Source organism: Phenylobacterium sp., assembly GCF_031181185.1.
In the GTDB taxonomy this organism is placed as follows: domain Bacteria; phylum Pseudomonadota; class Alphaproteobacteria; order Caulobacterales; family Caulobacteraceae; genus Phenylobacterium.
Window position 1 is genome coordinate 1 of sequence record NZ_JAPSKZ010000051.1, and the last position, 21,567, is coordinate 21,567.

Sequence of the window (21,567 nt, forward strand, 5' to 3'; positions counted from 1 at the left end):
AGAACTGGCGGACGGCCGCCCGCCGCCGCGCCGCGGTGGCCGGCGAGAGGCCCCGCACGCCCAGGTCCAGGAAGTAGGCCTCCACGTCCTCGGGCGAGGCGTCCGCTAGATCGCAGCCCCGCCCGTTGAGGAACCCGGCCGCATCGGCCAGGTCGCGGGCGTAGGCGCTCAGCGTGTTCTTCGCCGCGGCCCGCTCCACGGCCATCATTTCGAGGAAGGCCTCGGCCCAGGCGGCGCCCCTGCTCATTTGAGGCCGGCGAGCCCCTCGAGGACGAAGTAGGCGGCGTCGTCCCGCAGCCCCACGCGCCACAGGGCGTAGGCCAGTTGGGCGCGGTCCGCGGCGGTCAGGCCGCCCGGGCCAGCTTCGGACGCGGTCCACAGCGCCAGGAGCGCCGTCTCGCCCATCGCGCCGGCCGCGACTGCGCGGTCAAGCGCGAGCGCGCGTCCGCCGGGCATCTTGCCCGCGGGGATGTTCAGCGCAGCCAGCCTGGGGCTGTCGCTGACCAGGGTGTCGCCCACCGAGGACAGAAGCAGGACCGCGGCGTCCGAGGATGCGGCCCCCTCGTCGGCCGGCAGCGCCGGGGGCGGCGGGAACGGATCGGCCTCGGGCGTCAGGGCCGCCGCCACCGCCGGGGCGGGCTTTGCGGCGACGACGTCGAGACCCAGGCTGCGTGACAGCGCCAGATCCAGCCCGTTGCGGAGCGACGCGGCGCCCGGCGGCGTCCCCGCCAGCTTCGCCCCCATCAGACGGCCGAAGACGGCGTCGCGGGCCTGGGTCTGGGCCAGATCGAAGGTGAGTTGGGCCTCGGCGGTCTGGCCCGCCAGGGCCTGGCAGTAGGCGCGTAGGCGCAGCCAGTAGACCTGCCCGCGTCCCTCGCCCAAGCGCTCCGCGATGGCGCACGCACGTTGTTCGTCCCCAGCCAGGAGCGCGCTTTCCGCGGCGGCCTGGGAGAGTTCGGCATTCCGTTCGAGGCCCGCCGCCCGCGCCAGGATCGTTCCGGCGGCTTGGGGATCGCCGAGCGCGATGAGGGCGCTCGCCCGGGCGCCGACAATTCCAGGATCGTCGCCCACGCCCGACGGCGCGGGCGCGCCGGTGGCCAGCACCCGCCGAGCCAGCCGCGCGGCCGCCGGCGAGAGGGGTTTCGTCGCCAGCAGCGGCAGCACCTTGGCCAGGGTCTCGGCCGATGCGCCGCGCCACAGGTCGGCCGGCAGGCCGGTCTCGCGGCCGGGCGTGGAGAAGGCGTCCGGCGCGGCGAGCGGGGTCACTTCCACCGGTTGGGCGGCCGCGGTGGCGGCGCTGGTCAGGAGGCTGGCGAAGAGGGCGGCGGCGAGGAGCAAACGCGACATGGGACCAGCCTACATGCGCCCTCGGATTGGCGCGAGGGCGCGGGCTCGTGTATGGCTCCGCCGTCAATGGACCGCTACGAACCGCTTCGCCGCCGCACCATCGCGCTCGTTGGCCTCATGGGCGTCGGCAAGTCCAGCGTGGGGCGCAGGCTCGCCAACGCGCTCTCCCTGCCGTTCCGCGACGCGGACGCCGAGGTTGAGGCCGCGGCCGGGCGCTCCATCTCGGACATCTTCGCGGACCTGGGCGAGGCCGCCTTCCGCGACGGCGAGCGCCGGGTGATCTCGCGCCTGCTGGACCAGCCGCCGCACGTGCTGGCCACGGGCGGCGGGGCGTTCATGAACGACGAGACGCGGGCGCTGATCAAATCGCGCGCGGTCTCGGTCTGGCTAAAGACCGACCTTGAGACCCTGGCCCGCCGGGTCTCGCGCAAGGACACTCGCCCGCTTCTGGTCGGCAAGGACCCGATGGAGGTGCTGAAGGCCCAGGCCGAGACGCGCTATCCGGTCTATGCCCAGGCGGATGTGACGGTCGAGACCGGCGACGTCGCGCATCACGTCACCGTCGACCAGGTGATCCGGGCGCTGACGGACTACCTGCAGGAGCCGGCCCAATGACCAGGCGCATCCCAGTGGGCCTTGGCCATCGGGCGTACGAGGTGCTGGTGGGCGATGGCCTGCTGGACGCCGCCGGCGAGCACATGCGGCCGTTCCTTAAGCGGGGCCGCACGGCGATTGTCAGCGACGAGAGCGTCTGGAGCCTGCACGGCGCACGGCTGACGGCGGCCCTGGAACGCGCCGGGATCGCCGCCCACCCGGTGATCGTGCCGCCGGGCGAGCAGACCAAGAGCTTCGAGGGCCTGGCCGACGTCACCGACCGCCTGCTGGCGCTGGAGCTGGACCGCGGCGACCTCGTCACGGCCTTCGGCGGCGGCGTCGTGGGCGACCTCGCCGGCTTCGCGGCCGCCATCTACAAGCGCGGCATCGACTTCGTTCAGATCCCGACCACCCTGCTGGCCCAGGTGGATTCCTCCGTCGGCGGCAAGACGGCCATCGACACGCCGCGCGGCAAGAACCTGGTCGGCGCCTTCCACCAGCCGAAGCTGGTGCTGGCCGACCTGTCGGTGCTGTCCAGCCTGCCCGAGCGCGAGATGCGCGCCGGCTACGCGGAGGTGATCAAGTACGGGCTGCTGGGCGACCACGCCTTCTTCGAGTGGCTGGAGGCGCACGGTGCGGCCGTGCTGGCGCGCGAGCCCGCGGCCCTGACCCACGCCGTCGCGCGTTCCGTCGAGATGAAGGCCGAAATCGTGGCCGAGGACGAACGCGAACAGGGCCGCCGCGCCCTCCTAAACCTGGGGCACACCTTCGGCCACGCGCTGGAGGCGGAGACCGGCTACGGCGCGGCCCTGCTGCACGGCGAGGCCGTCGGCGTGGGTCAGGCCCTGGCTTTCCGCTTCTCGGCGGCGCAAGGCCTGTGCAGCGGCCAGGACGCCGAACGCGCGGTGCGCGGCGTCGCTGCTTCCGGCCTGCCCGTCACGATGTCCGAGGTCCCAGGCCACCCGTTCGACGCGGCGCGCCTGGTCGCCCACATGGGCCAGGACAAGAAGGCCGAGGGCGGCAAGCTGACCTTCATCCTCGCCCGCGGCATCGGCGAGGCCTTCGTGGCCAGGGACGTCGACGCCGAAGCCGTGCGCCGCTTCCTGGTCACCGAGGGAGCCCGGCCGTGATCTGGGCGATCCTCGCGGGCCTGGCGCCCACCCTGCTGCTTCTGCTGGCCATGTCCGGCATGATCTCGGCCGCCGAGACGTCCATGACGGCCGCCAGCCGCGGCCGGATGCACCAGCTCGAGCGCGACGGCGACCGCGCGGCGCGGCGGGTCAATCGACTGATCTCCAATCAGGAAACGATGATCGGGGCGATCCTGCTCTCGAACAACGTCATCAACATCTTCGCCTCGGTGGTGACGACCCAGGTCCTCGGCGCGGCCTTCCCAGGCTGGCTGGGCGCCGTCGTCGCCACGGGCGTGATGACCGTGCTGGTGGTGATCTTCTCCGAGATCCTGCCCAAGACCATCGCCATCGCCCGGGCCGACGACACCGCCCGCGCCCTCTCGATCCCGACCTCCTGGGTTGTGCGGATCTTCGGCCCTCTGGCCGACGGCGCGCAGTGGATCGTGCGCCAGACGCTGAAGCCCTTCGGCATCAAGCTGGATGCCGGAACAGATGTGCTGGCTGCGCACGAGGAGATCCGAGGGGCGGTCGAATACCACCACTCGGAAGGCCTGGTGGAGACGCGCGACCGCTGGATGCTGGGCGGCGTGCTGGACCTGGCCGACCTCGACGTGTCCGAGGTGATGGTCCACCGGCGCTCGATCGTGATGATCGACGGCGACCTGGCGCCCCGCGAGATCCTGGCCGAGGCCCTGGACTGCGGCCACACCCGCATCCCGATCTATCGCGGCGAGCCCGAAAACGTGGTCGGCGTTCTGCACGTGAAGGACCTGCTGCAGGCCATGGCCCGCGCGGATGGGAACATAGATGCCCTCGACGTCCCTGCCATGCTGCGGACGCCCTGGTTCATCCCCGAGACCACCAGCCTGAAAGACCAGTTGGCCGCCTTCCTGAAGCGGCAGAACCACTTCGCTCTCGTCGTCGACGAATATGGCGCCCTGCAGGGCCTGGTGACACTGGAGGACATCCTCGAGGAGATCGTCGGGGAGATCGAAGACGAGCACGACGTGGTCGCACCCGGCGTGAAGCCGCAACCGGACGGCACGGTGTCGGTCGAGGGCTCGGTCACGATCCGCGAGCTGAACCGTGCCATGAACTGGTCGTTGCCGGATGACGAGGCGGTGACGGTCGCCGGCCTTCTGATCCATGAGTGCCAGCGCATCCCCGAGGTGGACGAGATCTTCGCCTTCCACCGCCACCGGTTCCGCGTGGTCGAGCGGCGCGGCAATCAGATCACGCTGCTGAGCGTCTCCCCGCCAGAACCCGAAGAAGATTGGATCTGACGGAACCTACGGCTGAGCTTTGCGTTGTGCTCAGAACATGCGCCATCGGGGGATCGCCGACTTGCAGGCCTTCGCATCGCTTCCGGCCGCTGGGCCGCGAGGCCGTTCAGATGCTGTTCAACCGGACCGAGTTGTGATTAGCGAGACGCCGCGTGGCCCGAACGTCCGGGCCGAGGAGCCGCAAGCATGACCGACCAGCCGAGCCTCGAAGGCCTGAAAGTCCTCGTCGTCGAAGACGAGATGATGGTCTCGATGCTGATCGAGGACATGTTGAGCGATCTGGGGTGCACGGTCGTCGGGCCGGCGTCGCGGCTGGACGAGGCCATGGAGCTCGCCAAGAGCGCCGACCTGGACTGTGCGGTGCTGGACGTGAACCTGGGCGGGCAGCCCATCTTCCCGCTGGCGGACCTGCTGCGCGAGCGCCGCGCGCCCTTCGCCTTCGCCACGGGATACGGCGACGCGGGCCTTCGCGAGGCAGACCGCGGCACGCCGGTGTTGCAGAAGCCCTTCCGGGAGGGCGACCTCGCCCGCGTGCTGGGCGAGCTTCGGGCGGCGGCGGGCTAAGCCCACCGCGCCCGAAACCGGAGGCCCGCCACAGCGGGCCTCCTTCAGACCTTAGACGGCCTGGAGCTGACCGGCCGACATCTTGCCGCTGCGCTTGTCGCGCTCGAGCTCGAAGCCGATCTTCTGACCTTCGTGCAGCGAGGCCAGGCCCGCGCGCTCGACGGCGGAGATGTGCACGAACACGTCGTTGCCGCCTTCGTCAGGTTGGATGAAGCCGAAGCCTTTTTGGCCGTTGAACCACTTCACGGTGCCAACTTGCATGATCGTCCCTTTCGGACATGAGTTCTCAAGCCCAAGATGAGCGTTGAGATCAAATTTTCGGAGAGGGTCGACGTGGTTGCTGGCCGAAAATCATAAGACATCGGCGCAGACGGCAGGCGAGCCAAAACGATATTTGACCAGAAAATAATGATGCTCTTCAGGCCAGAGCGCAAGCAGTATTTCCAAAAAACCCTGCCAGCTTTGCCATGTAGTTGTGCTAATTACATGAAAATGCGAGCAGTTCCCGACAGGGCGGTCCTGACCGTCACACGACACGAAGGCGTCTGGCGCGTGGAGCACGAGGGCGAGAGCTTCGGCCACTCCGCGGACAAGGAAATCGCCAAGGCGGCCGCGAACCGCCACGCACGGACGATGCTGGACGGCGGCCGGGCCTGCGAAGTGCGGGTCTTCGGCGAACACGGATTCAAGGGCCTCTAGATGACCAAGACAGCCAGCGCCCGCCCCGGCGAGACCCCTGACAAGCGCTTCCGCAGCCAGATCGAGGCGGCCGTCGCCGACGGCGTAGCGCGCGAGGATATGACCCTGAAGCTGACGCTGCGCGACGCCAGCCGGCTGACGCGGGACCCGAACACGCCGGTGTCGGACGTCAGCTTCGCCGGCGGGACGATGCGGTTCCTCGGCGTGAAGATCGAACAGGGCGGCGTGGCCGAGAGCGTGCTCGAGCGCGGCCAGGGCTGAGCGCCCCGGCCGCCGCCTCAGAGATAATCGAGGGCGCGGATGGTCAGGTCCTGGACCAGGAAGGCCACCGAACCGGCCAGCGCCATCAGCGACAGCAGAATCTTCACGTCCCGTCTCCCGTAACGACCGGGAGATAGGAACGAGCTTGGCCTTGCGCCAGCGCCGTTTCCGCAGAACTGTTCTGCCGATCCGGAAGCGGTCTAGAAGCCGTTTGCGATCAGGCCGGGCAGCAGCTTGTCGGGCGTGATGGGATAGTCGCGCACGCGCACGCCGCAGGCGTTGTAGATGGCGTTGGCTACCGCCGCGCCCGCGCCTGAGTTGCCCAGCTCGCCGACCCCCTTGATGCCCAGCGGGTTGGCCTTGTCGTCGACCTCGGCGAGCATGATGGCGTCAAGTTCGCCGATGTCGGCCTGAACGGGCAGCACGTACTGCGCCAGGTCCTGGTTGATCAGCGAGCCGTAGCGCGTGTCGACCGCATTGCCCTCATGGATGGCCGAGGCCACGCCCCAGATCATCCCGCCGGTGAGCTGGCTTCTGGCGGTTTTGGCGTTGACGATCCGACCCGCCGCGAACACGCCCAGCATCCGTCGCACGCGGGTTTCGCCGGTGACCGGATCGACGCCTACCTCGCAGAAGTGGGCGCCGTAGGTGTGCTGGCTCCAGTTGCGGGCGTCCGCCGCCGGTCGGATCTCGCCCTCGGCCGTCACACCGGCGGGGGCGGCGCGGCGGATCAGGTCGGCAAGCGCCTCGGTGCGGTTTTCAATGGCCACCAAGCCGTCATGGAAGCCTACCTGGGCCGGATCGCCGCCGTGCAGCGGCGACGCCGGATCGGCGACCGCGAGCTCCGCGACCGCCTTTCGCAGGTTCATGCCGGCGTCGAGGGCGGCGGATCCGGCCGTGGCCGCGCCGAACTGGCCGCCCGAGCCGGGCGCCGGCGGCAGTTCAGAGTCTCCGATCTCCACCCGCACCTGGGCCAGCGGCACGCCCAGGGTCTCGGCGGCGATCTGAGCGAGCACCGTGTAGGTCCCGGTGCCGATGTCGGTCATACCCTGGCGCACGGTGACCACGCCGTCGCCGTCGACTGTGAAGCTGCACTTCGCCGGCAGCAGGAAGTTTCCCCGGATGGCGGCGGCCATGCCCATGCCCACCAGCCACCGGCCGTCTCGCACCTGCCCCGGTTTCGGGTTGCGCTGATCCCAGCCGAACATCTGGGCGCCTTCACGCATGCAGCGGACCAGCTGGCGCATCGAGAACGGCCGGCCTGTCTCCGGATCCACCTCGGGCTCGTTGCGGATCCGCAGCTCGATGGGATCGAGGCCGAGCTGTTCGGCGAGCTCGTCCATCGCGCACTCCAGGCCCAAGGTGCCCGACGCCTCGCCCGGCGCGCGCATCGGGCCCGCGCCCGGCAGGTCCAGCTTCACCAGCCGGTGGCCGGTCAGGCGGTTGGGCGCGGCATACAGGCTGCGCGCGAAGTTCGAAGCATGCTCGGTGAAGCTGCCTTCGCGGTGGCAGTGCGTCCAAGACATGATCGACATGGCCGTGAGCCGGCCGTCGCGGTCGGCGCCCAGCCGCACCCGTTGGACCGTCGCCGGCCGGTGGATCGTGCCGTGCATCATCTGACGGCGGGTGAAGGCGACCTTCACCGGCTGCCCTAACTCCCGCGCGGCCAGCGCCGCCAGGGTCAGGTCGTCGTAGGTCTGACCCTTTCCACCGAAGCCGCCGCCGATGTAGCGGGTGAGGAGGCGGACCGCATCGCGGTCGATGCCCAGCGTCTCGGCCAGGCCGTGCTGGGCCGGCTTCACCATCTGGACCGAGGTGTGGACGACGCAGCTCTCGCCCTCCCACCAGGCGGTCGTCGCGCACGGCTCCATTTGGCAATGGTTCTGGATCGGCGTGGTCCAAGTCTCGTCGAGCCTGACCGGGGCTGCGGCGAAGCCCAGGTCGAAGTCTCCGATCTCGACGTCTTCCTCGCCCGGCGGATCCGTGGCGTGTTCGAGGCTGGCGTGGAAGTCGGCTGTCGGCGGCTCCTCGGCGTAGGTCAGGCGCACGAGGTGAGACGCGGCCGCCGCCTGCTCCAAGGTGTCGGCAACCACCAAGCCCACGATCTGCCCGAAGTGGGTCACACGGTCGCCAGCCAGAGCCGGCCGCGCGCCGGCGGTGCTGCGCGGATGCCGGCGCGTGCCGGCCGGCGGCTGAGCGGGCGCGTTGGCATGGGTCCAAACCAGGCGCACGCCCGGCGACGCCTGAGCCTCGGCCGCGTCGACCGCGACGATCCGCCCGCGGGCGATGGCAGCGCCGATCATCACGCCATAGGCCGCCGGCGCCGGCGTCTCGACCTCATAGGCGTAGGGGGCCGTCCCGGTGACCTTCAGCGGTCCCTCATAGCGGTCGACGGGCTTGCCGAAGACGCCCTGCCGCCCTTCCTTGATCGGGTTCGGCGCTTCCCAGTCGCGGACCGAGCTCATGTGGCGCTCCCCTTGGCTTCGGAGATGGCGGCGCTGGCCAAGCGCGCGGTCAGGGTCACCTTGAAGTCGTTGCGGCCGGTCGCGGCGGCCTCCTTCAACTCCTCTCCGACTGCCTCCGCGGCCGAGGCCCCGGCCTTCAGCGCGGCCTCAGCCTGCGTCGCGCGCCAGGGCTTGTGGGCCACCATGCCGAGCGCCAGCCGGTCGCCGGCCACCGCCACGCTGGCGAGGCCCCCCGCGTAGGAGGCCCGGTCGCGGGCCTTGCGGTAGACCTGCCCGCCCGCTGGCGGCGGTGGAAGCACCACAGCGGTGATCAACTCTCCCGGGATCAGGCGGGTGTCGAGTTCGGGCCGCTCGCCCGGCAGCCGGTGCAGCTCGGCCAACGGGAAGCGCCGCGCCTCGCCCGACGGCGTCAGCGTCTCGACCTCTGCAGCCAGGGCGACCAAGGCCACGGCCATGTCCGAGGGATGAGTGGCGATACAGGCGTGACTCTGGCCCAGGATCGCGGCGTTGCGGTTTAGTCCCTCCAGCGCGCCGCAGCCCGAGCCGGGCTCGCGCTTATTGCAGGGCTTGGTGGTGTCGTAGAAGTAGGCGCAGCGGGTCCGCTGCAGGAGGTTGCCGGCGACGCTGGCCTTGTTGCGCAACTGCGGCGAGCCGCCGGCCAGGATCGACTGGGCGAGCACCGGATAGCGCGCGCGCACTTCGACGTCCGCCGCCACCTGGCTGTTCGTCGCCGCAGCCCCGATCCGCAGCCCCTCGCCCTCCGCCTCGATCCGCGCCAACGGCAGCCGCGAGACGTCGACCAGGTGGGCGGGCCGCTCGATGTCGAGCTTCATCAGGTCCAGCAGGTTGGTGCCGCCGGCGATGAATCGGGCCCCCGGCGTCTCCGCCGCCGCCTTCACCGCAGCCTCGGGCGTAGCCGCCCGCTCGTAGGTGAACGGCCTCATCCGGCCACCTCCTGGATCGCCGCCACGATCTGCGGATAGGCCGAGCAGCGGCAGATGTTGCCGCTCATCCGCTCGCGCAGCTCCTCGCCGGTGAGCGTGGCAGGCGCGGTCAGGTCGGAGGTTTCCTGGCTAGGCCAACCGGCTTTGACCTCCTCCAGCATCCCGACGGCCGAGCAGATCTGGCCCGGCGTGCAGTAGCCGCACTGGAACGCGTCGTGCTTCAGGAAGGCCTGCTGCACCGGATGCAGGTCGTCCGCGGTCCCGAGCCCCTCGATGCTGACCACCTCGTCGCCGTCGTGGGCCACCGCCAGAGAGAGGCAGGCGTTGATGCGCAGCCCGTTCACCAGCACCGTGCAGGCGCCGCACTGGCCGTGGTCGCAGCCCTTCTTGGCGCCGGTCAGCCGCAGTGTTTCGCGCAGGTAGTCGAGGAGCGTGGTGCGGGGGTCGAGGTCATGAGTCCGCGCCTGCCCGTTGACGGTAATGGTGGTCCGCAACGTCTCCCCCTCGCCGAATTCGCGGCCGCAAGCAGCGGCTCTTGCCGATCAGTTTGGCGCCTAAGGCTCGCCGGGCGCCAGGGCCTTCACGGACAGCGCGTGCACCGGCCCCGCCAGCTCCTCGGCCAGGGCGCGATAAACCATCCGCTGGCGGGCTACGCGGGGCGTACCCTGGAAGGCCGCCGACTCGATGGTGACGTTGAAATGGCTCTCGCCGCCCGGTCTGGCGCCCGCGTGGCCGTGGTGGCGCGCGGAGTCGTCCTCAACCTCGAGCCGGGTCGGCTCGAAGGCGGCGGTCAGCTTGTCCCGGATGGCCTCGATTATGGCGCCCATCAGCCTGCTGTTCAATTCTTGAAGGGAAGTCTTTGCCCCCCATACTTGGCCCATGCCCGGCGCGTTTCAATACAGGCCCAAGTTCGTCGACATCCGCGTGCGTCCCCCCTCGAAGGAGGAGGACAACACGGCCGAGGACGTGCACGCCCTCAAGCCCGGCGAACGGGCCTGCGACCATCCCGGCTGCCGCCGGGCGGCGACCGCGCGCGCGCCCAAGTCGCGGGAGATGCTGAACGAGCACTATTGGTTCTGCCAGCCGCACGCCGCCGAGTACAACCGCAACTGGAACTTCTTCGCCGGCCTCTCCGAAGACGAGGTGCGTCGGCGGCAGGAGGACGAGCTGAAGACGGGCGGGCGTCCCACATGGGAAATGAAGGCGGGGCGGATGTCGCGGGAGTCCGCCGCCTTCGTGCACAAGTTCGCCAAGGGTCAGGGCGGGTACAAGGACTACCACGAGCTGTTCGGCGCGAGCGCGAACCGCCAGGCGCGAACACCGGATCCTGAGGCTCGTCATCTGGGCAAGATCGAGCGCAACGCGCTGGCGGACCTCGACCTCGACGAGAACGCCGACTCCGCCAAGATCCGCAGCCGCTACACCGAGCTGGTGCGCCGCCTGCACCCGGACGCCAACAATGGGGACCGCTCGGGCGAGCACAAGCTGCAGCGGGTGATCAAGGCGTACCAGGCCCTGCGCAAAACCGGGATGGTTTAGGCGGCGACCGCCTCTCGGCGCGCTGCGAACCACGGGATCATCCGGCGGATCGCCTCCTCGATCTCGGGGGTCGAGACGGCGAAGCTTAGGCGGATGAAGCGGCCGCCGTCGACCGGATCGAAGTCGATGCCGGGCGCGGTGGCGACGCCGGTGTCCTGCAGCAGCTGCTTGCAGAACGACAGGCTGTCGTCGGTGAGCTGGCCGACGTCAGCCCAGATGTAGAAGGCGCCGTCCGGCGGAGCGATCTTCTCCAGGCCGAGCGCCGGCAGGGCCTCCAGCAGCAGCTCGCGGTTGCGGCGGTAGGTGGCGACGTGGCCCTCGAGCTCGTCGCGACAGTCCATGGCGACGAGGCCCGCGTGCTGGGCGAGCGCCGGCGCCGTCAGGAACAGGGCGCCCATGTAGGCCACCGCCCGCGAAGCCTCGCCCTTCGGCACCACCAGCCAGCCCAGCCGCCAGCCGGCCATGCTGAAGTACTTCGAGAAGCTGTTCACGACGATCGCCGAGGGCTCGAACTCCAGCATCGAGCGGGTCGGGCCGGTGTAGCTCAGGCCGTGGTAGATCTCGTCCGAGACGATGCGGATGCCGCGCTCGCGGCAGACCCTGGCGATCGCCTCCAGCTCATCGGCCGGGATGACCGTGCCGGTCGGATTGGCCGGGCTGGCCAGGATCACGCCGGCCGGAGCAGGCTCCAGCGCGGCCAGCGTCGCGGCCGTCAACTGGTAGCGGGTCTCGGCCCCGCAGGGGATTTCCAACGCGCTCATCCGCAGGGCGCGCACCGTATTTCGGTAAGCGACGTAGCCGGGCCTGGCCATGGCGATCACGTCGCCCGGCTTGAAGGTGGCCGAGAGCACCAGCACCAAGGCCGGCGAGGCTCCGCAGGTCAGCGTGATCTGCGACGGTTCGACCGCAACGCCGTAGGTCTCGGCATAGTGGCGACAGATGCGCGCCTTCAGCGGCGCGCTCTCCCAGTAGCCCATCGCCTCGGCGTCCAGCACCGCATGAGCGCGTTCGATGGCGGCCTGAGGCGCCCCGGTGGAAGGCTGGCCGAACTCCATGTGGATGATCGAGCGGCCCTCTGCCTTCAGCCGTTGGGCCAGGCCGCTGATGGAAATGGCGTAGAACGGTTCGACGTCGCTCATGGCTTTCCCCTAGCCCGAAGCGCGTCGTCACGCCATGTCGGGACCAATCCCGCCCGCTCGCGGGTTAAGGGCCCATGCTCGCCGCTCAATCCCCAGAGGCCAGACGTCCCGAAAGCGTCTGCGAGGCGGCGCGCGAGACTTTCCTCACCGCGATCCAGACGTTCGATCCGGATCGCCCGATCCTGCTGCTCGGACACAACGACGCCGACGGGCTGTGCTCGGTGGCGGTCCTGGCGCGGGCGTTCGAACGCAGCGGGCGCGCGGTGCGGCTGCGAATCGCCGGCCGGGGCGAAAACGCGTGGTCCGAGGCGATGCGCGCGGAGCTTCGAGGGCAGGAGCTGGGCGGGATCATCGCCTGCGACCTGGGTCAGGCGGAGGGGGACATCGCGCCCGGCGTGCCACAGCTGGTCATCGACCACCATGTCCCGCGCGGCGCCGCCGCATGGGCGGTGAGCGGGCATGGGCTGCAGCCTGAGCCGAGCACGAGCCTGCTTGCCTTCTGGTGCGCCGGCGCGCTGGCGGAGGTCGACGATCTCGTCTGGCTCGCCGCCCTGGGCCTGATCGGCGACATGGCTGAGCATGCGTCCTTTCCCGAGCTCGCGGCGGCGCGGAGCCGCCACGGCGTCACCCGGTTACGCACCGCGACGTCCCTGATCAACGCGCCCAGGCGGACTGCGCGCGGCGACGCCTCTCCTGCGCTGACTCTGCTGCTGACGGCGAAGGGGCCGGAGGAGATCACCGACGGCCGACGGCCCGAAGCCCGCGCGCTCCTGGACGCCAAGGCCGAGGTGGCCGCCGCCCTCCAGGCGGGGCGTCGGTCGGCGCCCAAGATCCGGGGTGAGGTGGCGCTGATCCGCGCCGACAGTCCCTGCCAGATCCACCCGTTGCTGGCTCAGCAGTGGCGCAATCGGCTGCGCGGCCAGATCGTCATGGCGGCGAACGCCGGGTTTCGTCCAGGCTTCGTCCATTTCGCCGTCCGCAGCGCAGCCCCGCGCGACCTGATCGCCTTCCTGGCGGAGCACGCGCCGCCCGGCGCGGACGAGAACTACGGCTCGGGGCACCGGGCCGCGACGGGGGGCGCCCTGCGCCTGCTGGACTGGAACGCCTTAATCCGGAGGCTCGGCTTCGACGAAACTGACGAGGTGCACGCATGAGCTCCAAGCCCCTTCGGCTGGGATTTCCCGTCAAAGTGCTGGGCCGCCCCCTGAAGAGCAACGACACCCGCAGGTGGCAGAGCCAGCCCCACCTGAAGGTCTCGCTCGAGTACGTGGACCAGATCCTCGACTACCTGGCGGCGCGGCGGATCGACATGTACCGCCTGTCCTCGGACTTGGCGCCCTACGCCACCCACCCGGATATGCCGCAATTCCACAACATGGTGGCCGAGAGCGACGCCGAGCTGCGGGCCATTGGCGGGAAGGCGCGGGATCTCGGGATCCGGCTGTCGTTCCACCCCTCGCAGTTCGTGCTGCTGAACAGCCCTGACGAGGTCCTGACGCAGAAGAGCATCTGGGACCTGTCTTCGCAGGCCGAGATGCTGGACCGCATGGAACTCGGGCCAGAGGCGGTGATGGTCACCCACGTGGGCGGCGTTTACGGCGATCTCACCGCCAGCCGCGCGCGATGGGCGGAGCGGTGGCCCACCCTGCCCGAGCACGTTCGCCGGCGGCTGGTTCTGGAGCACGACGACATCCGATTCAGCGCCGCGGACGTGCTGTGGGTGCACGAACAGACGGGCGTGCGCTGCGTCTTCGACTACCAGCACTTCTGGTGCCTCAATCCCGAGCGCCTCGACATGGTGGACACGCTCCGCCGCATCCTGGCCACCTGGCCCGAGGGAGAGCGGCCGAAGATGCACTTCTCTTCGCCGCGCATGGAGTTGCGCGAGCTGACGCGGAAGGACCCCAAGACGCGGAAGAAGACCACTGCCCTGCTGCCGCCGGTGCTCACCAACCACGCCGACTTCGTGAACCCGTTCGAGTTCGCCCGCTTCATGCGCGACGTAGAGGGGCTCGAGTTCGATGTCATGCTGGAGAGCAAGTCCAAGGATCTCGCGCTTCTGAAGCTGCGCGCCGACCTGGTGCGGCTCGCCCCGGACGTGGCCGCACGTTTCGGTCTGAAGGCCCAGGACGCCGAGGAGCCGATGATCGAGACGGACCAGCCCCTGCCGGAAGACGAGGACCCTGACGAGGGCGCAGCTCGCCTGCCGGACGAGCCTGAAGCGCGCCTCTGAGGTCTTGACCGACCGCAGCGTCGGGGCGAAGCCCTCTGCAGTCAGGGGGAAACGAACGTGACGGCCAGCAACTCCACGCGCCGCGTGCTCACCGCCAGCCTCGCGGGCACCGCGGTTGAATTCTACGACTTCTACATCTACGCGACCGCCGCCGCTCTGGTGTTCCCGCACCTGTTCTTTCCGGCCGCCTCGCCCTCGGCCCAGCTGATGAGCAGCTACGCGACCTTTGCCGTGGCGTTCTTCGCCAGGCCCGTGGGCGCGGCATTCTTCGGCCACTTCGGGGACCGGATCGGGCGCAAGTCGACGCTCGTCGCCTCGCTACTGACCATGGGCGGCTCGACGCTGCTGATCGCCTTCCTTCCGACCTATGCCGTGGCGGGCTGGATCGCGCCCGCCCTGCTTTGCCTACTGCGCTTCGGCCAGGGCTTCGGCCTCGGCGGCGAGTGGGGCGGCGCGGCCCTTCTGGCGGTGGAAAACGCCCCGCGCGGCTGGCGCGCCCGCTTTGGCATGTTCCCGCAGCTGGGAGCGCCGGTCGGATTCATCTGCGCCAACGGACTGTTCCTGATCCTGGGCCTGGTGCTGAACGCCGAAGACTTCCGCGCCTGGGGCTGGCGGCTTCCGTTCCTGCTCAGCGCGGTGCTGGTGATCCTGGGACTGTGGGTGCGCCTGAAGCTCACCGAGACGCCGGCGTTCGAAAAGGCGCTGAAGGAGGCTCCGCCCGCGCACGTGCCGATGGCGGAGGTGATCCGCCGCCATCCCGGCGCCCTGGTCGGCGGGACCTTCGCCGTCGTGGCCTGCTTCGCCATCTTCTATCTCGCGACGGCCTTTGCGCTCGGCTACGGCACGTCGGCGCTGGGCTACAGCCGCGAGACCTTCCTGGGCGTGCAGCTGGGCGCGATCCTATTCCTAGCCGCGGGCATCGTGGCCGCCGGCTGGTGGTCCGACGCGTCGAACCCGCGCTGTGTGCTAATGGCCGGCTGCGTCGGCACGATCGTAATCGGCGCCCTGATGGGGCTGATGATGGGCTCGGGCTCGCTGTTCCTGATCTGGGCGTGGCTGTCGCTCGCCCTGTTCGCCATGGGCTTCGTCTACGGGCCGCTGGGGGCCTACCTGCCCAGCCTGTTCCCGCCGCGGGTGCGGTACTCGGGCGCTTCGATCGCCTTCAACGTCGGCGGCATCATCGGCGGCGGCCTCGCTCCCATGGCGGCGCAGGTGCTCGCCGACCGGGGTGGCCTAGCGCCGGTGGGGCTCTATCTCGCGGCGGCCGCGGTGCTGAGCCTGGCGGGCCTGATCCCCACCAAGGCCCGGCACGAGGACTAGACCGGCTTCTCTCCCGCGACGGTCGTCCGATGCATCACGCGCAGGTGGCCGTCGTAGCCGCCTTCGGCGAAGTGGGCGGTGCAGCGGTTGTCCCACATCAGCACCATGCCGGCCTTCCATTTGTGCCGGTAGACGAACGCCTCGTCCGTCATGTGCTTGAAAAGGAAGCCGAGGATCGCCTGGCTCTCAGGCAAGGTCAGGCCTTCGATCCCTGTCGTGTAGACCGGCGAAACGTAGAGCGCCCTGCGCCCCGTCACCGGATGGGTCCGCACCAGCGGGTGGGTCAGGCTCTTGTCGGCTTCCGGAGAGACGATGATCTCCATCGTGCGCTTCTCGGTCTCGCGGGCGAAGACGCCCTTCGTGCCGTAGGCGCGGGTGGCGGAGTGCACGGCCCGCAGGCCCTCCAGCATCCGCTGCATTGTCGGGGACAGCGTCTCGTAGGCTCGCGCGCAGTCGCAGAACAGCGTGTCGCCGCCCACCGGCGGGACCACTTCCGAGCGCAGGATCGTCGCGGCCGGCGGCTCGGGCTGGAAGCTCCAGTCGGAATGCCACCCAGCGCCGAAGTTGGTGGCCTTCTCGTCGGGCTCTCGGCGCAGCTCCAGCACGTTGGGATGGCCGGGCATCGGCTTGATGAACGGATCCTCGCCGAACGGGCCGATCTGCAGCGTGAAGGCCTCGAGCTGATCCAGCGTCAGCGGCTGGTCCGGAAACGCCACGACCGCGTGTCTCGCCCATGCGGCCTTAACTTCGGCCAGCGCGTCCCCATCTAGCGGCCGGCCGAGATCGACGCCGGTGATCTCGGCGCCGAAGCCGGAAGGCTGCGGCCTCACGGAAATGGTGCGGTAGCCCCGCTCGATATCCGCCAGCATGTCGACCTCCTGCCGATCGGGCGCGTTCCCTTAAAAACACCCGTTTGCTTCCGCTCCGGCAAGACTGTAATCGGAGCCTCCCATGGCCGCTTTCGACACCACCGAAGACAAGCTGACCACTCTGGTCCCGGACACCCAGGTCAACGCGCGCGAGACCTTCGGCGTGGACTTCGACATGAAGGTCCCGGCGTTCTCGGAACGCGACCCTCACGTCCCCGACGTGGACGCCGCCTACAAGTTCGATCCCGAGACCACGCGGGCCATCCTGGCGGGCTTCGCCTTCGACCGCCGCGTCATGGTCCAGGGCTATCACGGCACCGGCAAGTCCACCCACATCGAGCAGGTGGCCGCCCGCCTGAACTGGCCGCTCATCCGCGTGAACCTGGACAGCCACGTCAGCCGGATCGACCTGGTCGGCAAGGACGCGATCGTCCTGAAGGAAGGCAAGCAGGTCACTGAGTTCCGCGAAGGCATTCTGCCCTGGGCCATTCAGCGCCCCATCGCCCTCGTGTTCGACGAATACGACGCCGGCCGCCCGGACGTGATGTTCGTGATCCAGCGCGTGCTGGAAGCGCAGGGCAAGCTGACCCTGCTGGACCAGAACCGCGTCATCCGGCCGAACCCGCACTTCCGGCTGTTCTCCACGACCAACACCATCGGTCTCGGCGACACCACCGGCCTCTATCACGGCACCCAGCAGATCAACCAAGGCCAGATGGACCGCTGGTCCATCGTCACGACGCTCAACTACCTGAGCCACGACGTGGAAGCCGAGATCGTGCTCGCCAAGGCCCCGGCCTACGCCACCGCCGAGGGCAAGCGGACCATCGCCGCCATGGTCCGGGTGGCCGACATGACCCGCAACGCCTTCATGAACGGCGACATCTCGACGGTCATGAGCCCGCGGACGGTAATCACCTGGGCCCAGAACGCCGAGATCTTCGGCGGCGACATCGCGCTGGCGTTCCGGATGACCTTCCTGAACAAGTGCGACGAGCTAGAGCGCGGCACCGTCGCCGAGTTCTACCAGCGCGCCTTCGGCCAGGACCTGCCGGAAAGCACCGCCCGGGTGCGGGTGGCTTAAGGCCGCCACCCGCTCACCGCTCCTAAGGCAGCGCGTAAGCGATCACATAGTCACCCTTCTGCTTCGTCAGGCGCGCTCCGCCGGCCGAGACCACCACGTACTGCTTGCCGGTCTTGGGCGAGACGTAGGTCATGGGCGTGCCGCCGACGCCCACCGGCAGCTTGGCCTGCCACAGCAGCTTGCCCGTGCCGTTGTCATAGGCCCGCAGGTACGGGTCGGTCGTCGAGGCGTGGAACGTCAGGCCGCCGGCTGTCGTCACCGGCCCGCCCAGGCCGAATGTGCCCACCGGGATCTTCAGGCCGGAGGCGATGCCTAGCGGCCCGCTGGTCTCCGCCGTCCCGGCGGGCACCTGCCATACGATCTTGCGCGTCGTCACGTCGATCGCCGTGAGGGTCCCGCTGGGCGGCTGCAGACAGGGCGTGAAGAGCGGCCCCAGCATCCAGCCGTTCTCGGCGTCATAAGGGATCGCGCCCAGGCTCTGCGCCGGCCGATCCTTCATGCGTCCGGTCGCGACCTTGGGGTCGTTGGTGCGGACGAGCTGCACGGTCTGCGGCATCCGCATCTCGGGCACGATCAGCAAGCCGCGGCGGGCGTCGAAGGCGCCTGAGCCCCAATTCTGGCCGCCGCCGTTGCCGGGGTACTGGATCGAGGGCCGATCGACGCCCGGCGGGGTGAAGTCGCCGTCGTAGCGGGCCTTCTTGAAGCTGATCCGGCACAGCATCTGGTCGATGGGCGTCGAGCCCCACATCATCTTCTCGCTGAGGCGCGTCAGGCCCACCGTCGGCATGTCCACGGAGTAGGGTTGGGTGGGACTCACCCACTCGCCGGGCGCCGGGTTCTGCGGCGTGGGCTTCTCGACCACGCGGTGGATCGGTTGTCCGGTCGCGCGGTCCAGCACGAAGACCTGGCCGCGCTTGGTCAGCTGGATCAGCGCCGGCTTCGTACCGCCGCCCGCCACCGGCACGTCGGCCAGCATCGGCTGGGAGGGGACGTCATAGTCCCAGACGTCGTGGTGCACGGTCTGGAAGCGCCAGCGCTCGCGGCCGGTCGCGATGTCGAGCGCCACCACCGAGGAGTTGTAGCGGTCGGACGCGGACGACCGATGCGAACCCCAGTAGTCGGGCGTGGCGTTGCCGGTCGGCAGATAGACCAGCCCCAGCGCCTCGTCGAAGGCCGGCGTGGACCAGACGTTGGGCGTGCCGCGGGTGTAGGTCTGGCCATCGGGCGGCAGCTTGGTGATCGCCGGATTGCCCAGGTCCCAGGCCCAGACCAGCTCGCCGGTCACCGCGTCGAAGGCGCGGACCACGCCGGCCGGCTCCTGGAGTTCCTGGTTATCCGTGACCCAGCCGCCGATGATGATCCGGTCGCCCGCCACGGTCGGCGTCGAGGTCTGGAAATAGAAGTTGCCGCGCACCTCGCCCATGCCGGTCTTCAGATCGACGACGCCGCCCTCGCCAAAGGCGGGGCAACGGGCGCCGGTGGCGGCGTCGTAGGCGATCAGCCGCGCGTCGATGGTCGAGGAGATGATCCGCCGGTCGCACAGCGCCGCCGGCTGGCCAGGCGGCAGAGTGCGAGCGGCCGCCGTCTCGTAGTAGCCGACGCCCCGGCAGCGGTTCCAGAAGTGGGGCTTCACCTTCGGGTCCGCCCGCCAGCGCTCGCGGCCGGTGTCCGCGTCGACGGCGATCACCACATTGGTCGGTGTGCAGAGGTAGACGGTGTCGCCCACCTGCAGCGGCGTGTTCTGGTCCTCGGACCCGCGCATCGGCTTGGCGCCGGTCCGCACGGTCCAGGCGACCTTCAGGGCCTTCACGTTGCCGGCGTTGATCTGGTCGAACGGGGCGTAGCGCTGCCCGCCCGGATCGCGGCCGTAGTAGCGCCAGTCGCTTCCCCCGGCGGCGGGCAGAGGCTGGAACAGCGGCGCCTTGGCGGTCTTGGCCTGGCCCTGGCTGAAGGTTCCGGGGATCGCGGCGCCCAGCACCGCCAAGGTCACGCCGGAAGCCAGCAGCACCGCCAGCAGCGCGCGCCCGCGGGGCCGCCCCTTGGGCGTGGCCAGGAGAGTCAGGGCCACGATCAGGCCCAGCACGGCCGGCGCGAAGAGCCGGGGCAGCAGCGGCCAGAACTGGAAGCCCGATTCCCAAAAGGCCCAGACCAGCGTCGCCACGAGCAGCGCGGCGTAGACAAGGCCCGCCAGCGGCCGCCGCAGGACCAGGAGCCCCGCCGTCGCCACGATCGCGACGCCCGCGGCCAGGTAGTAGGGCGAGCCGCCGAGCATCGCGAGCTGGACGCCGCCCGCGAGGATCGCCAGCCCAACCAGGCCCACGAAGCCGCCGCCCAGGATCGCGCCGATCAGGCCTGCACGGCCCCTGCCCTTTTCCGACATCTGTTTCCCCGCCCCTTGTGTGCGCCTGAGACGGCGCTTGTTTTCCGGCGCGCTCGCCGCTGGACGGCGACGCTTCCACGCGCGATCATCGTACGCATTCTTCGAAAAGCAATTTCGATCTGGGGAGGACGACCATGAAGACGCTCGTGAGCGGCATTGCGCTCGGCGTGGGCCTGTTGCTGGCGGCGGGCTCGGCCAGCGCGCAGCAGGCGCCGGCCAGGAACGATTACGCCGACAAGGCCAACTGGCTCTGCTACCCCGGCAAGGCGAACGACGCCTGCGCCGTCGACCTGACCACGACGGTGATCAACGCCGACGGCTCCAGCAGGGTCGAGACCTTCAAGGCCGATCCCAAAGCGCCGATCGATTGCTTCTACGTCTATCCGACGGTCTCGACCGATCCGGGCGTGGTGTCGGACATGAAGGCCGATCCTGCCGAGCTGAACGTGGTGCGGCAGCAGCTGGCCCGCTTCGGCTCGAAGTGCCGGATTTTCGCGCCGGTCTATCGACAGTTCACCCTGGCGGGGCTTCGCTCGATGATGAGCGGCACGCCGATGCCAGGCGCCACGGACCCGGCCACCCGCCAGGTCGGCTACAACGACGTGGTCGACGCCTGGAACCATTACCTGACCCACGAGAACAAGGGCCGCGGCGTGGTCCTGATCGGCCACTCGCAGGGTTCGGGCGTGCTGCAGCGGATGATCCCGGCCGAAGTCGAGGGCAAGCCGGTCCAGAAGCAGCTGGTCTCGGCCCTGATCCTGGGTTCGAACCTGCCGGTCGAGGCGGGCAAGGACACCGGCCAGTTCAAGACCATTCCGCTCTGCAAGTCGGCCGCCCAGACCGGCTGCGCCATCAGCTATGTGACCTTCCGCGAGACGAGCCCGCCGCCCGCCAACGCCCGCTTCGGCAAGGTCCAGCAACCGGGCATGCAGGCGGCCTGCACGAACCCCGCGGCGCTGAGCGGCGGCAAGGGCGAGCTGAAGGCCTACCTGTCGAACACGACGAACATCGCCAGCTCCAGCGCGCCGCCGCCCGTATGGGTGAAGGGCAAGCCGAACCCGACCACGCCCTTCGTGTCGCTGCCAGGCTTCATCACGGGTGAGTGCGTGTCGAAGGACGGGTTCAACTATCTCTCGGCGCGCCTCAACGCCAACCCGTCCGATCCGCGTACCGACGACATCAACGGCGACGTCGGGGCCGGGAACATGATCCTCAAAGACTGGGGCCTGCACCTGATCGACGTGAACATCGCCATGGGCAACCTGGTCGATATCGTCGGCCAGCAGTCGAAGGCTTACCTCGCCAAATCGAAGTGATGAAAAAGCGCCCGCTCTCCGGTCGGAGAGCGGGCGCTCCTTCTTCCGGGACTTCCCAGGTCGCTAGCGTGTCATCTTCCGGCCGGCCATCAGGCCCAGCACCAGGAAGACCACGAAGCCCACGACGAACAGGAAGAACAGGAACTTCGCGATGCCGGCCGCCGCGCCGGCGATGCCGCCGAAGCCCAGGGCCGCCGCCACGATGGCGACGATCGCGAAGATCAGAGCCCATTTCAGCATGGCCCTCTCTCCTCAAACTGGGCCACAAGGCGGCCCGCGGCATGAACCCGGCTTCGCCTTGGATGTTCCGCCACTTCCTTGTTTCCCGCCGGGTCAGGCCTGATCTAAGACGAACGCGATGGCGAAGAACCCGGAAAGTCCCCTCGAGCCGTTCAAG

Annotated in this window: 23 protein-coding genes; 12 read left to right on the forward strand and 11 right to left on the reverse strand. The window is 69.5% G+C overall.

Features of this window, described 5'->3' with window-relative positions; all coding sequences use genetic code 11:
* On the reverse strand, positions 1 to 247 hold a 247-nt coding region (locus RIF93_RS08465; RefSeq protein ID WP_309090325.1), incomplete at its 3' end, for a site-specific integrase.
* Complete coding sequence (locus RIF93_RS08470; RefSeq protein ID WP_309090326.1) at positions 244 to 1,347, reverse strand: hypothetical protein; 1,104 nt, start codon at positions 1,345 to 1,347, stop codon at positions 244 to 246. The genes RIF93_RS08470 and RIF93_RS08465, both read right to left, overlap by 4 nt.
* A 51-nt stretch (positions 1,348 to 1,398) precedes the next feature.
* Between RIF93_RS08470 and RIF93_RS08475 the strand changes: the two genes are divergently transcribed.
* The 4 genes from RIF93_RS08475 to RIF93_RS08490 all read left to right on the forward strand — a co-directional run bounded on the left by RIF93_RS08475 (position 1,399) and on the right by RIF93_RS08490 (position 4,921).
* Positions 1,399 to 1,962 (forward strand): shikimate kinase, encoded by a 564-nt coding sequence (locus RIF93_RS08475; RefSeq protein ID WP_309090328.1) that lies wholly within the window; start codon positions 1,399 to 1,401, stop codon positions 1,960 to 1,962.
* A complete protein-coding gene (gene aroB, locus RIF93_RS08480; RefSeq protein ID WP_309090330.1) occupies positions 1,959 to 3,071 on the forward strand; it encodes a 3-dehydroquinate synthase in 1,113 nt (370 codons plus the stop codon). Before RIF93_RS08475 ends, aroB begins: the two co-directional genes overlap by 4 nt.
* Entirely contained in the window at positions 3,068 to 4,357 is a 1,290-nt protein-coding gene (locus RIF93_RS08485) for an HlyC/CorC family transporter (protein ID WP_309090332.1), read from the forward strand. Before aroB ends, RIF93_RS08485 begins: the two co-directional genes overlap by 4 nt.
* Before the next feature lie 186 nt (positions 4,358 to 4,543).
* A complete protein-coding gene (locus RIF93_RS08490) occupies positions 4,544 to 4,921 on the forward strand; it encodes a response regulator (RefSeq protein WP_309090333.1) in 378 nt (125 codons plus the stop codon).
* A gap of 51 nt (positions 4,922 to 4,972) precedes the next feature.
* On the opposite strand, the gene RIF93_RS08495 is transcribed toward RIF93_RS08490, so the two are convergent.
* Positions 4,973 to 5,182 (reverse strand): cold-shock protein, encoded by a 210-nt coding sequence (locus tag RIF93_RS08495; protein ID WP_309090334.1) that lies wholly within the window; start codon positions 5,180 to 5,182, stop codon positions 4,973 to 4,975.
* A 147-nt stretch (positions 5,183 to 5,329) separates the two neighbouring features.
* Here RIF93_RS08495 and RIF93_RS08500 point away from each other — a divergent pair, with 147 nt between their 5' ends.
* Together RIF93_RS08500 and RIF93_RS08505 are read left to right on the forward strand one after the other, a co-directional pair.
* A complete protein-coding gene (locus RIF93_RS08500; RefSeq protein WP_309090336.1) occupies positions 5,330 to 5,620 on the forward strand; it encodes a hypothetical protein in 291 nt (96 codons plus the stop codon).
* Entirely contained in the window at positions 5,621 to 5,881 is a 261-nt protein-coding gene (locus RIF93_RS08505; protein ID WP_309090338.1) for a hypothetical protein, read from the forward strand.
* Between the two features lie 200 nt (positions 5,882 to 6,081).
* Here RIF93_RS08505 and RIF93_RS08510 read toward each other — a convergent pair whose 3' ends face one another.
* From RIF93_RS08510 to RIF93_RS08525, 4 genes are read right to left on the reverse strand one after another with little or no spacing between them, the layout of a single operon-like run.
* Positions 6,082 to 8,346, reverse strand: coding sequence for a xanthine dehydrogenase family protein molybdopterin-binding subunit (locus RIF93_RS08510; protein WP_309090340.1), 2,265 nt, complete (start codon positions 8,344 to 8,346; stop codon positions 6,082 to 6,084).
* A complete protein-coding gene (locus RIF93_RS08515; protein ID WP_309090342.1) occupies positions 8,343 to 9,290 on the reverse strand; it encodes an FAD binding domain-containing protein in 948 nt (315 codons plus the stop codon). The genes RIF93_RS08510 and RIF93_RS08515 overlap by 4 nt, the downstream gene beginning before the upstream one ends.
* Positions 9,287 to 9,784 carry a 2Fe-2S iron-sulfur cluster-binding protein gene (locus tag RIF93_RS08520; protein ID WP_309090344.1) on the reverse strand — a complete coding sequence of 166 codons (498 nt, stop codon included), beginning with the start codon at positions 9,782 to 9,784 and terminating at the stop codon, positions 9,287 to 9,289. Before RIF93_RS08520 ends, RIF93_RS08515 begins: the two co-directional genes overlap by 4 nt.
* A gap of 60 nt (positions 9,785 to 9,844) precedes the next feature.
* A complete protein-coding gene (locus tag RIF93_RS08525; protein ID WP_309090346.1) occupies positions 9,845 to 10,117 on the reverse strand; it encodes a BolA family protein in 273 nt (90 codons plus the stop codon).
* A 52-nt stretch (positions 10,118 to 10,169) separates the two neighbouring features.
* Here RIF93_RS08525 and RIF93_RS08530 point away from each other — a divergent pair, with 52 nt between their 5' ends.
* The gene (locus RIF93_RS08530; protein WP_309090348.1) at positions 10,170 to 10,829 is read left to right on the forward strand and encodes a J domain-containing protein; all 660 of its coding nucleotides are present in this window, start codon (positions 10,170 to 10,172) and stop codon (positions 10,827 to 10,829) included.
* Here the strand turns inward: RIF93_RS08530 and RIF93_RS08535 are convergent.
* Positions 10,826 to 11,968, reverse strand: a complete 1,143-nt coding sequence (locus RIF93_RS08535; RefSeq protein WP_309090350.1) for an aminotransferase class I/II-fold pyridoxal phosphate-dependent enzyme — start codon at positions 11,966 to 11,968, stop codon at positions 10,826 to 10,828. The genes RIF93_RS08530 and RIF93_RS08535 overlap by 4 nt on opposite strands.
* Before the next feature lie 74 nt (positions 11,969 to 12,042).
* Between RIF93_RS08535 and RIF93_RS08540 the strand changes: the two genes are divergently transcribed.
* From RIF93_RS08540 to RIF93_RS08550, 3 genes are read left to right on the forward strand one after another with little or no spacing between them, the layout of a single operon-like run.
* Positions 12,043 to 13,122 (forward strand): hypothetical protein, encoded by a 1,080-nt coding sequence (locus RIF93_RS08540; protein WP_309090352.1) that lies wholly within the window; start codon positions 12,043 to 12,045, stop codon positions 13,120 to 13,122.
* Positions 13,119 to 14,201: a UV DNA damage repair endonuclease UvsE gene (gene uvsE / locus RIF93_RS08545; protein WP_309090354.1), complete on the forward strand. Its 1,083-nt coding sequence runs from the start codon at positions 13,119 to 13,121 to the stop codon at positions 14,199 to 14,201. Before RIF93_RS08540 ends, uvsE begins: the two co-directional genes overlap by 4 nt.
* Before the next feature lie 57 nt (positions 14,202 to 14,258).
* Positions 14,259 to 15,521, forward strand: a complete 1,263-nt coding sequence (locus RIF93_RS08550) for an MFS transporter (RefSeq protein WP_309090355.1) — start codon at positions 14,259 to 14,261, stop codon at positions 15,519 to 15,521.
* On the opposite strand, the gene RIF93_RS08555 is transcribed toward RIF93_RS08550, so the two are convergent.
* Complete coding sequence (locus tag RIF93_RS08555) at positions 15,518 to 16,390, reverse strand: TauD/TfdA family dioxygenase (RefSeq protein WP_309090357.1); 873 nt, start codon at positions 16,388 to 16,390, stop codon at positions 15,518 to 15,520. The two genes, RIF93_RS08550 and RIF93_RS08555, sit on opposite strands and share 4 nt — an antisense overlap.
* A gap of 82 nt (positions 16,391 to 16,472) precedes the next feature.
* Here RIF93_RS08555 and cobS point away from each other — a divergent pair, with 82 nt between their 5' ends.
* Positions 16,473 to 17,474, forward strand: coding sequence for a cobaltochelatase subunit CobS (cobS, locus tag RIF93_RS08560; protein WP_309090359.1), 1,002 nt, complete (start codon positions 16,473 to 16,475; stop codon positions 17,472 to 17,474).
* A gap of 22 nt (positions 17,475 to 17,496) precedes the next feature.
* Here the strand turns inward: cobS and RIF93_RS08565 are convergent, their stop codons facing one another.
* The gene (locus RIF93_RS08565; RefSeq protein WP_309090361.1) at positions 17,497 to 19,854 is read right to left on the reverse strand and encodes a membrane-bound PQQ-dependent dehydrogenase, glucose/quinate/shikimate family; all 2,358 of its coding nucleotides are present in this window, start codon (positions 19,852 to 19,854) and stop codon (positions 17,497 to 17,499) included.
* Between the two features lie 134 nt (positions 19,855 to 19,988).
* Here RIF93_RS08565 and RIF93_RS08570 point away from each other — a divergent pair, with 134 nt between their 5' ends.
* The gene (locus RIF93_RS08570) at positions 19,989 to 21,170 is read left to right on the forward strand and encodes a DUF3089 domain-containing protein (RefSeq protein WP_309090363.1); all 1,182 of its coding nucleotides are present in this window, start codon (positions 19,989 to 19,991) and stop codon (positions 21,168 to 21,170) included.
* A gap of 63 nt (positions 21,171 to 21,233) precedes the next feature.
* On the opposite strand, the gene RIF93_RS08575 is transcribed toward RIF93_RS08570, so the two are convergent.
* The gene (locus RIF93_RS08575; protein ID WP_309090365.1) at positions 21,234 to 21,410 is read right to left on the reverse strand and encodes a DUF1328 family protein; all 177 of its coding nucleotides are present in this window, start codon (positions 21,408 to 21,410) and stop codon (positions 21,234 to 21,236) included.
* Positions 21,411 to 21,567 lie beyond the last annotated feature (157 nt).

Excerpts from the sequence above, each read along its gene's own strand:
- RIF93_RS08515 (WP_309090342.1), bottom strand. The coding sequence starts at position 9,290 with ATGAGGCCGTTCACCTACGAGCGGGCGGCTACGCCCGAGGCTGCGGTG.
- RIF93_RS08535 (WP_309090350.1), bottom strand. The coding sequence starts at position 11,968 with ATGAGCGACGTCGAACCGTTCTACGCCATTTCCATCAGCGGCCTGGCC.
- RIF93_RS08575 (WP_309090365.1), bottom strand. The coding sequence starts at position 21,410 with ATGCTGAAATGGGCTCTGATCTTCGCGATCGTCGCCATCGTGGCGGCG.
- RIF93_RS08470 (WP_309090326.1), bottom strand. The coding sequence starts at position 1,347 with ATGTCGCGTTTGCTCCTCGCCGCCGCCCTCTTCGCCAGCCTCCTGACC.
- RIF93_RS08525 (WP_309090346.1), bottom strand. The coding sequence starts at position 10,117 with ATGGGCGCCATAATCGAGGCCATCCGGGACAAGCTGACCGCCGCCTTC.
- RIF93_RS08505 (WP_309090338.1), top strand. The coding sequence starts at position 5,621 with ATGACCAAGACAGCCAGCGCCCGCCCCGGCGAGACCCCTGACAAGCGC.
- RIF93_RS08500 (WP_309090336.1), top strand. The coding sequence starts at position 5,330 with ATGATGCTCTTCAGGCCAGAGCGCAAGCAGTATTTCCAAAAAACCCTG.
- RIF93_RS08555 (WP_309090357.1), bottom strand. The coding sequence starts at position 16,390 with ATGCTGGCGGATATCGAGCGGGGCTACCGCACCATTTCCGTGAGGCCG.
- RIF93_RS08495 (WP_309090334.1), bottom strand. The coding sequence starts at position 5,182 with ATGCAAGTTGGCACCGTGAAGTGGTTCAACGGCCAAAAAGGCTTCGGC.
- RIF93_RS08540 (WP_309090352.1), top strand. The coding sequence starts at position 12,043 with ATGCTCGCCGCTCAATCCCCAGAGGCCAGACGTCCCGAAAGCGTCTGC.
- RIF93_RS08490 (WP_309090333.1), top strand. The coding sequence starts at position 4,544 with ATGACCGACCAGCCGAGCCTCGAAGGCCTGAAAGTCCTCGTCGTCGAA.
- cobS (WP_309090359.1), top strand. The coding sequence starts at position 16,473 with ATGGCCGCTTTCGACACCACCGAAGACAAGCTGACCACTCTGGTCCCG.
- RIF93_RS08570 (WP_309090363.1), top strand. The coding sequence starts at position 19,989 with ATGAAGACGCTCGTGAGCGGCATTGCGCTCGGCGTGGGCCTGTTGCTG.
- RIF93_RS08530 (WP_309090348.1), top strand. The coding sequence starts at position 10,170 with ATGCCCGGCGCGTTTCAATACAGGCCCAAGTTCGTCGACATCCGCGTG.
- RIF93_RS08475 (WP_309090328.1), top strand. The coding sequence starts at position 1,399 with ATGGCTCCGCCGTCAATGGACCGCTACGAACCGCTTCGCCGCCGCACC.
- RIF93_RS08565 (WP_309090361.1), bottom strand. The coding sequence starts at position 19,854 with ATGTCGGAAAAGGGCAGGGGCCGTGCAGGCCTGATCGGCGCGATCCTG.
- aroB (WP_309090330.1), top strand. The coding sequence starts at position 1,959 with ATGACCAGGCGCATCCCAGTGGGCCTTGGCCATCGGGCGTACGAGGTG.
- uvsE (WP_309090354.1), top strand. The coding sequence starts at position 13,119 with ATGAGCTCCAAGCCCCTTCGGCTGGGATTTCCCGTCAAAGTGCTGGGC.
- RIF93_RS08510 (WP_309090340.1), bottom strand. The coding sequence starts at position 8,346 with ATGAGCTCGGTCCGCGACTGGGAAGCGCCGAACCCGATCAAGGAAGGG.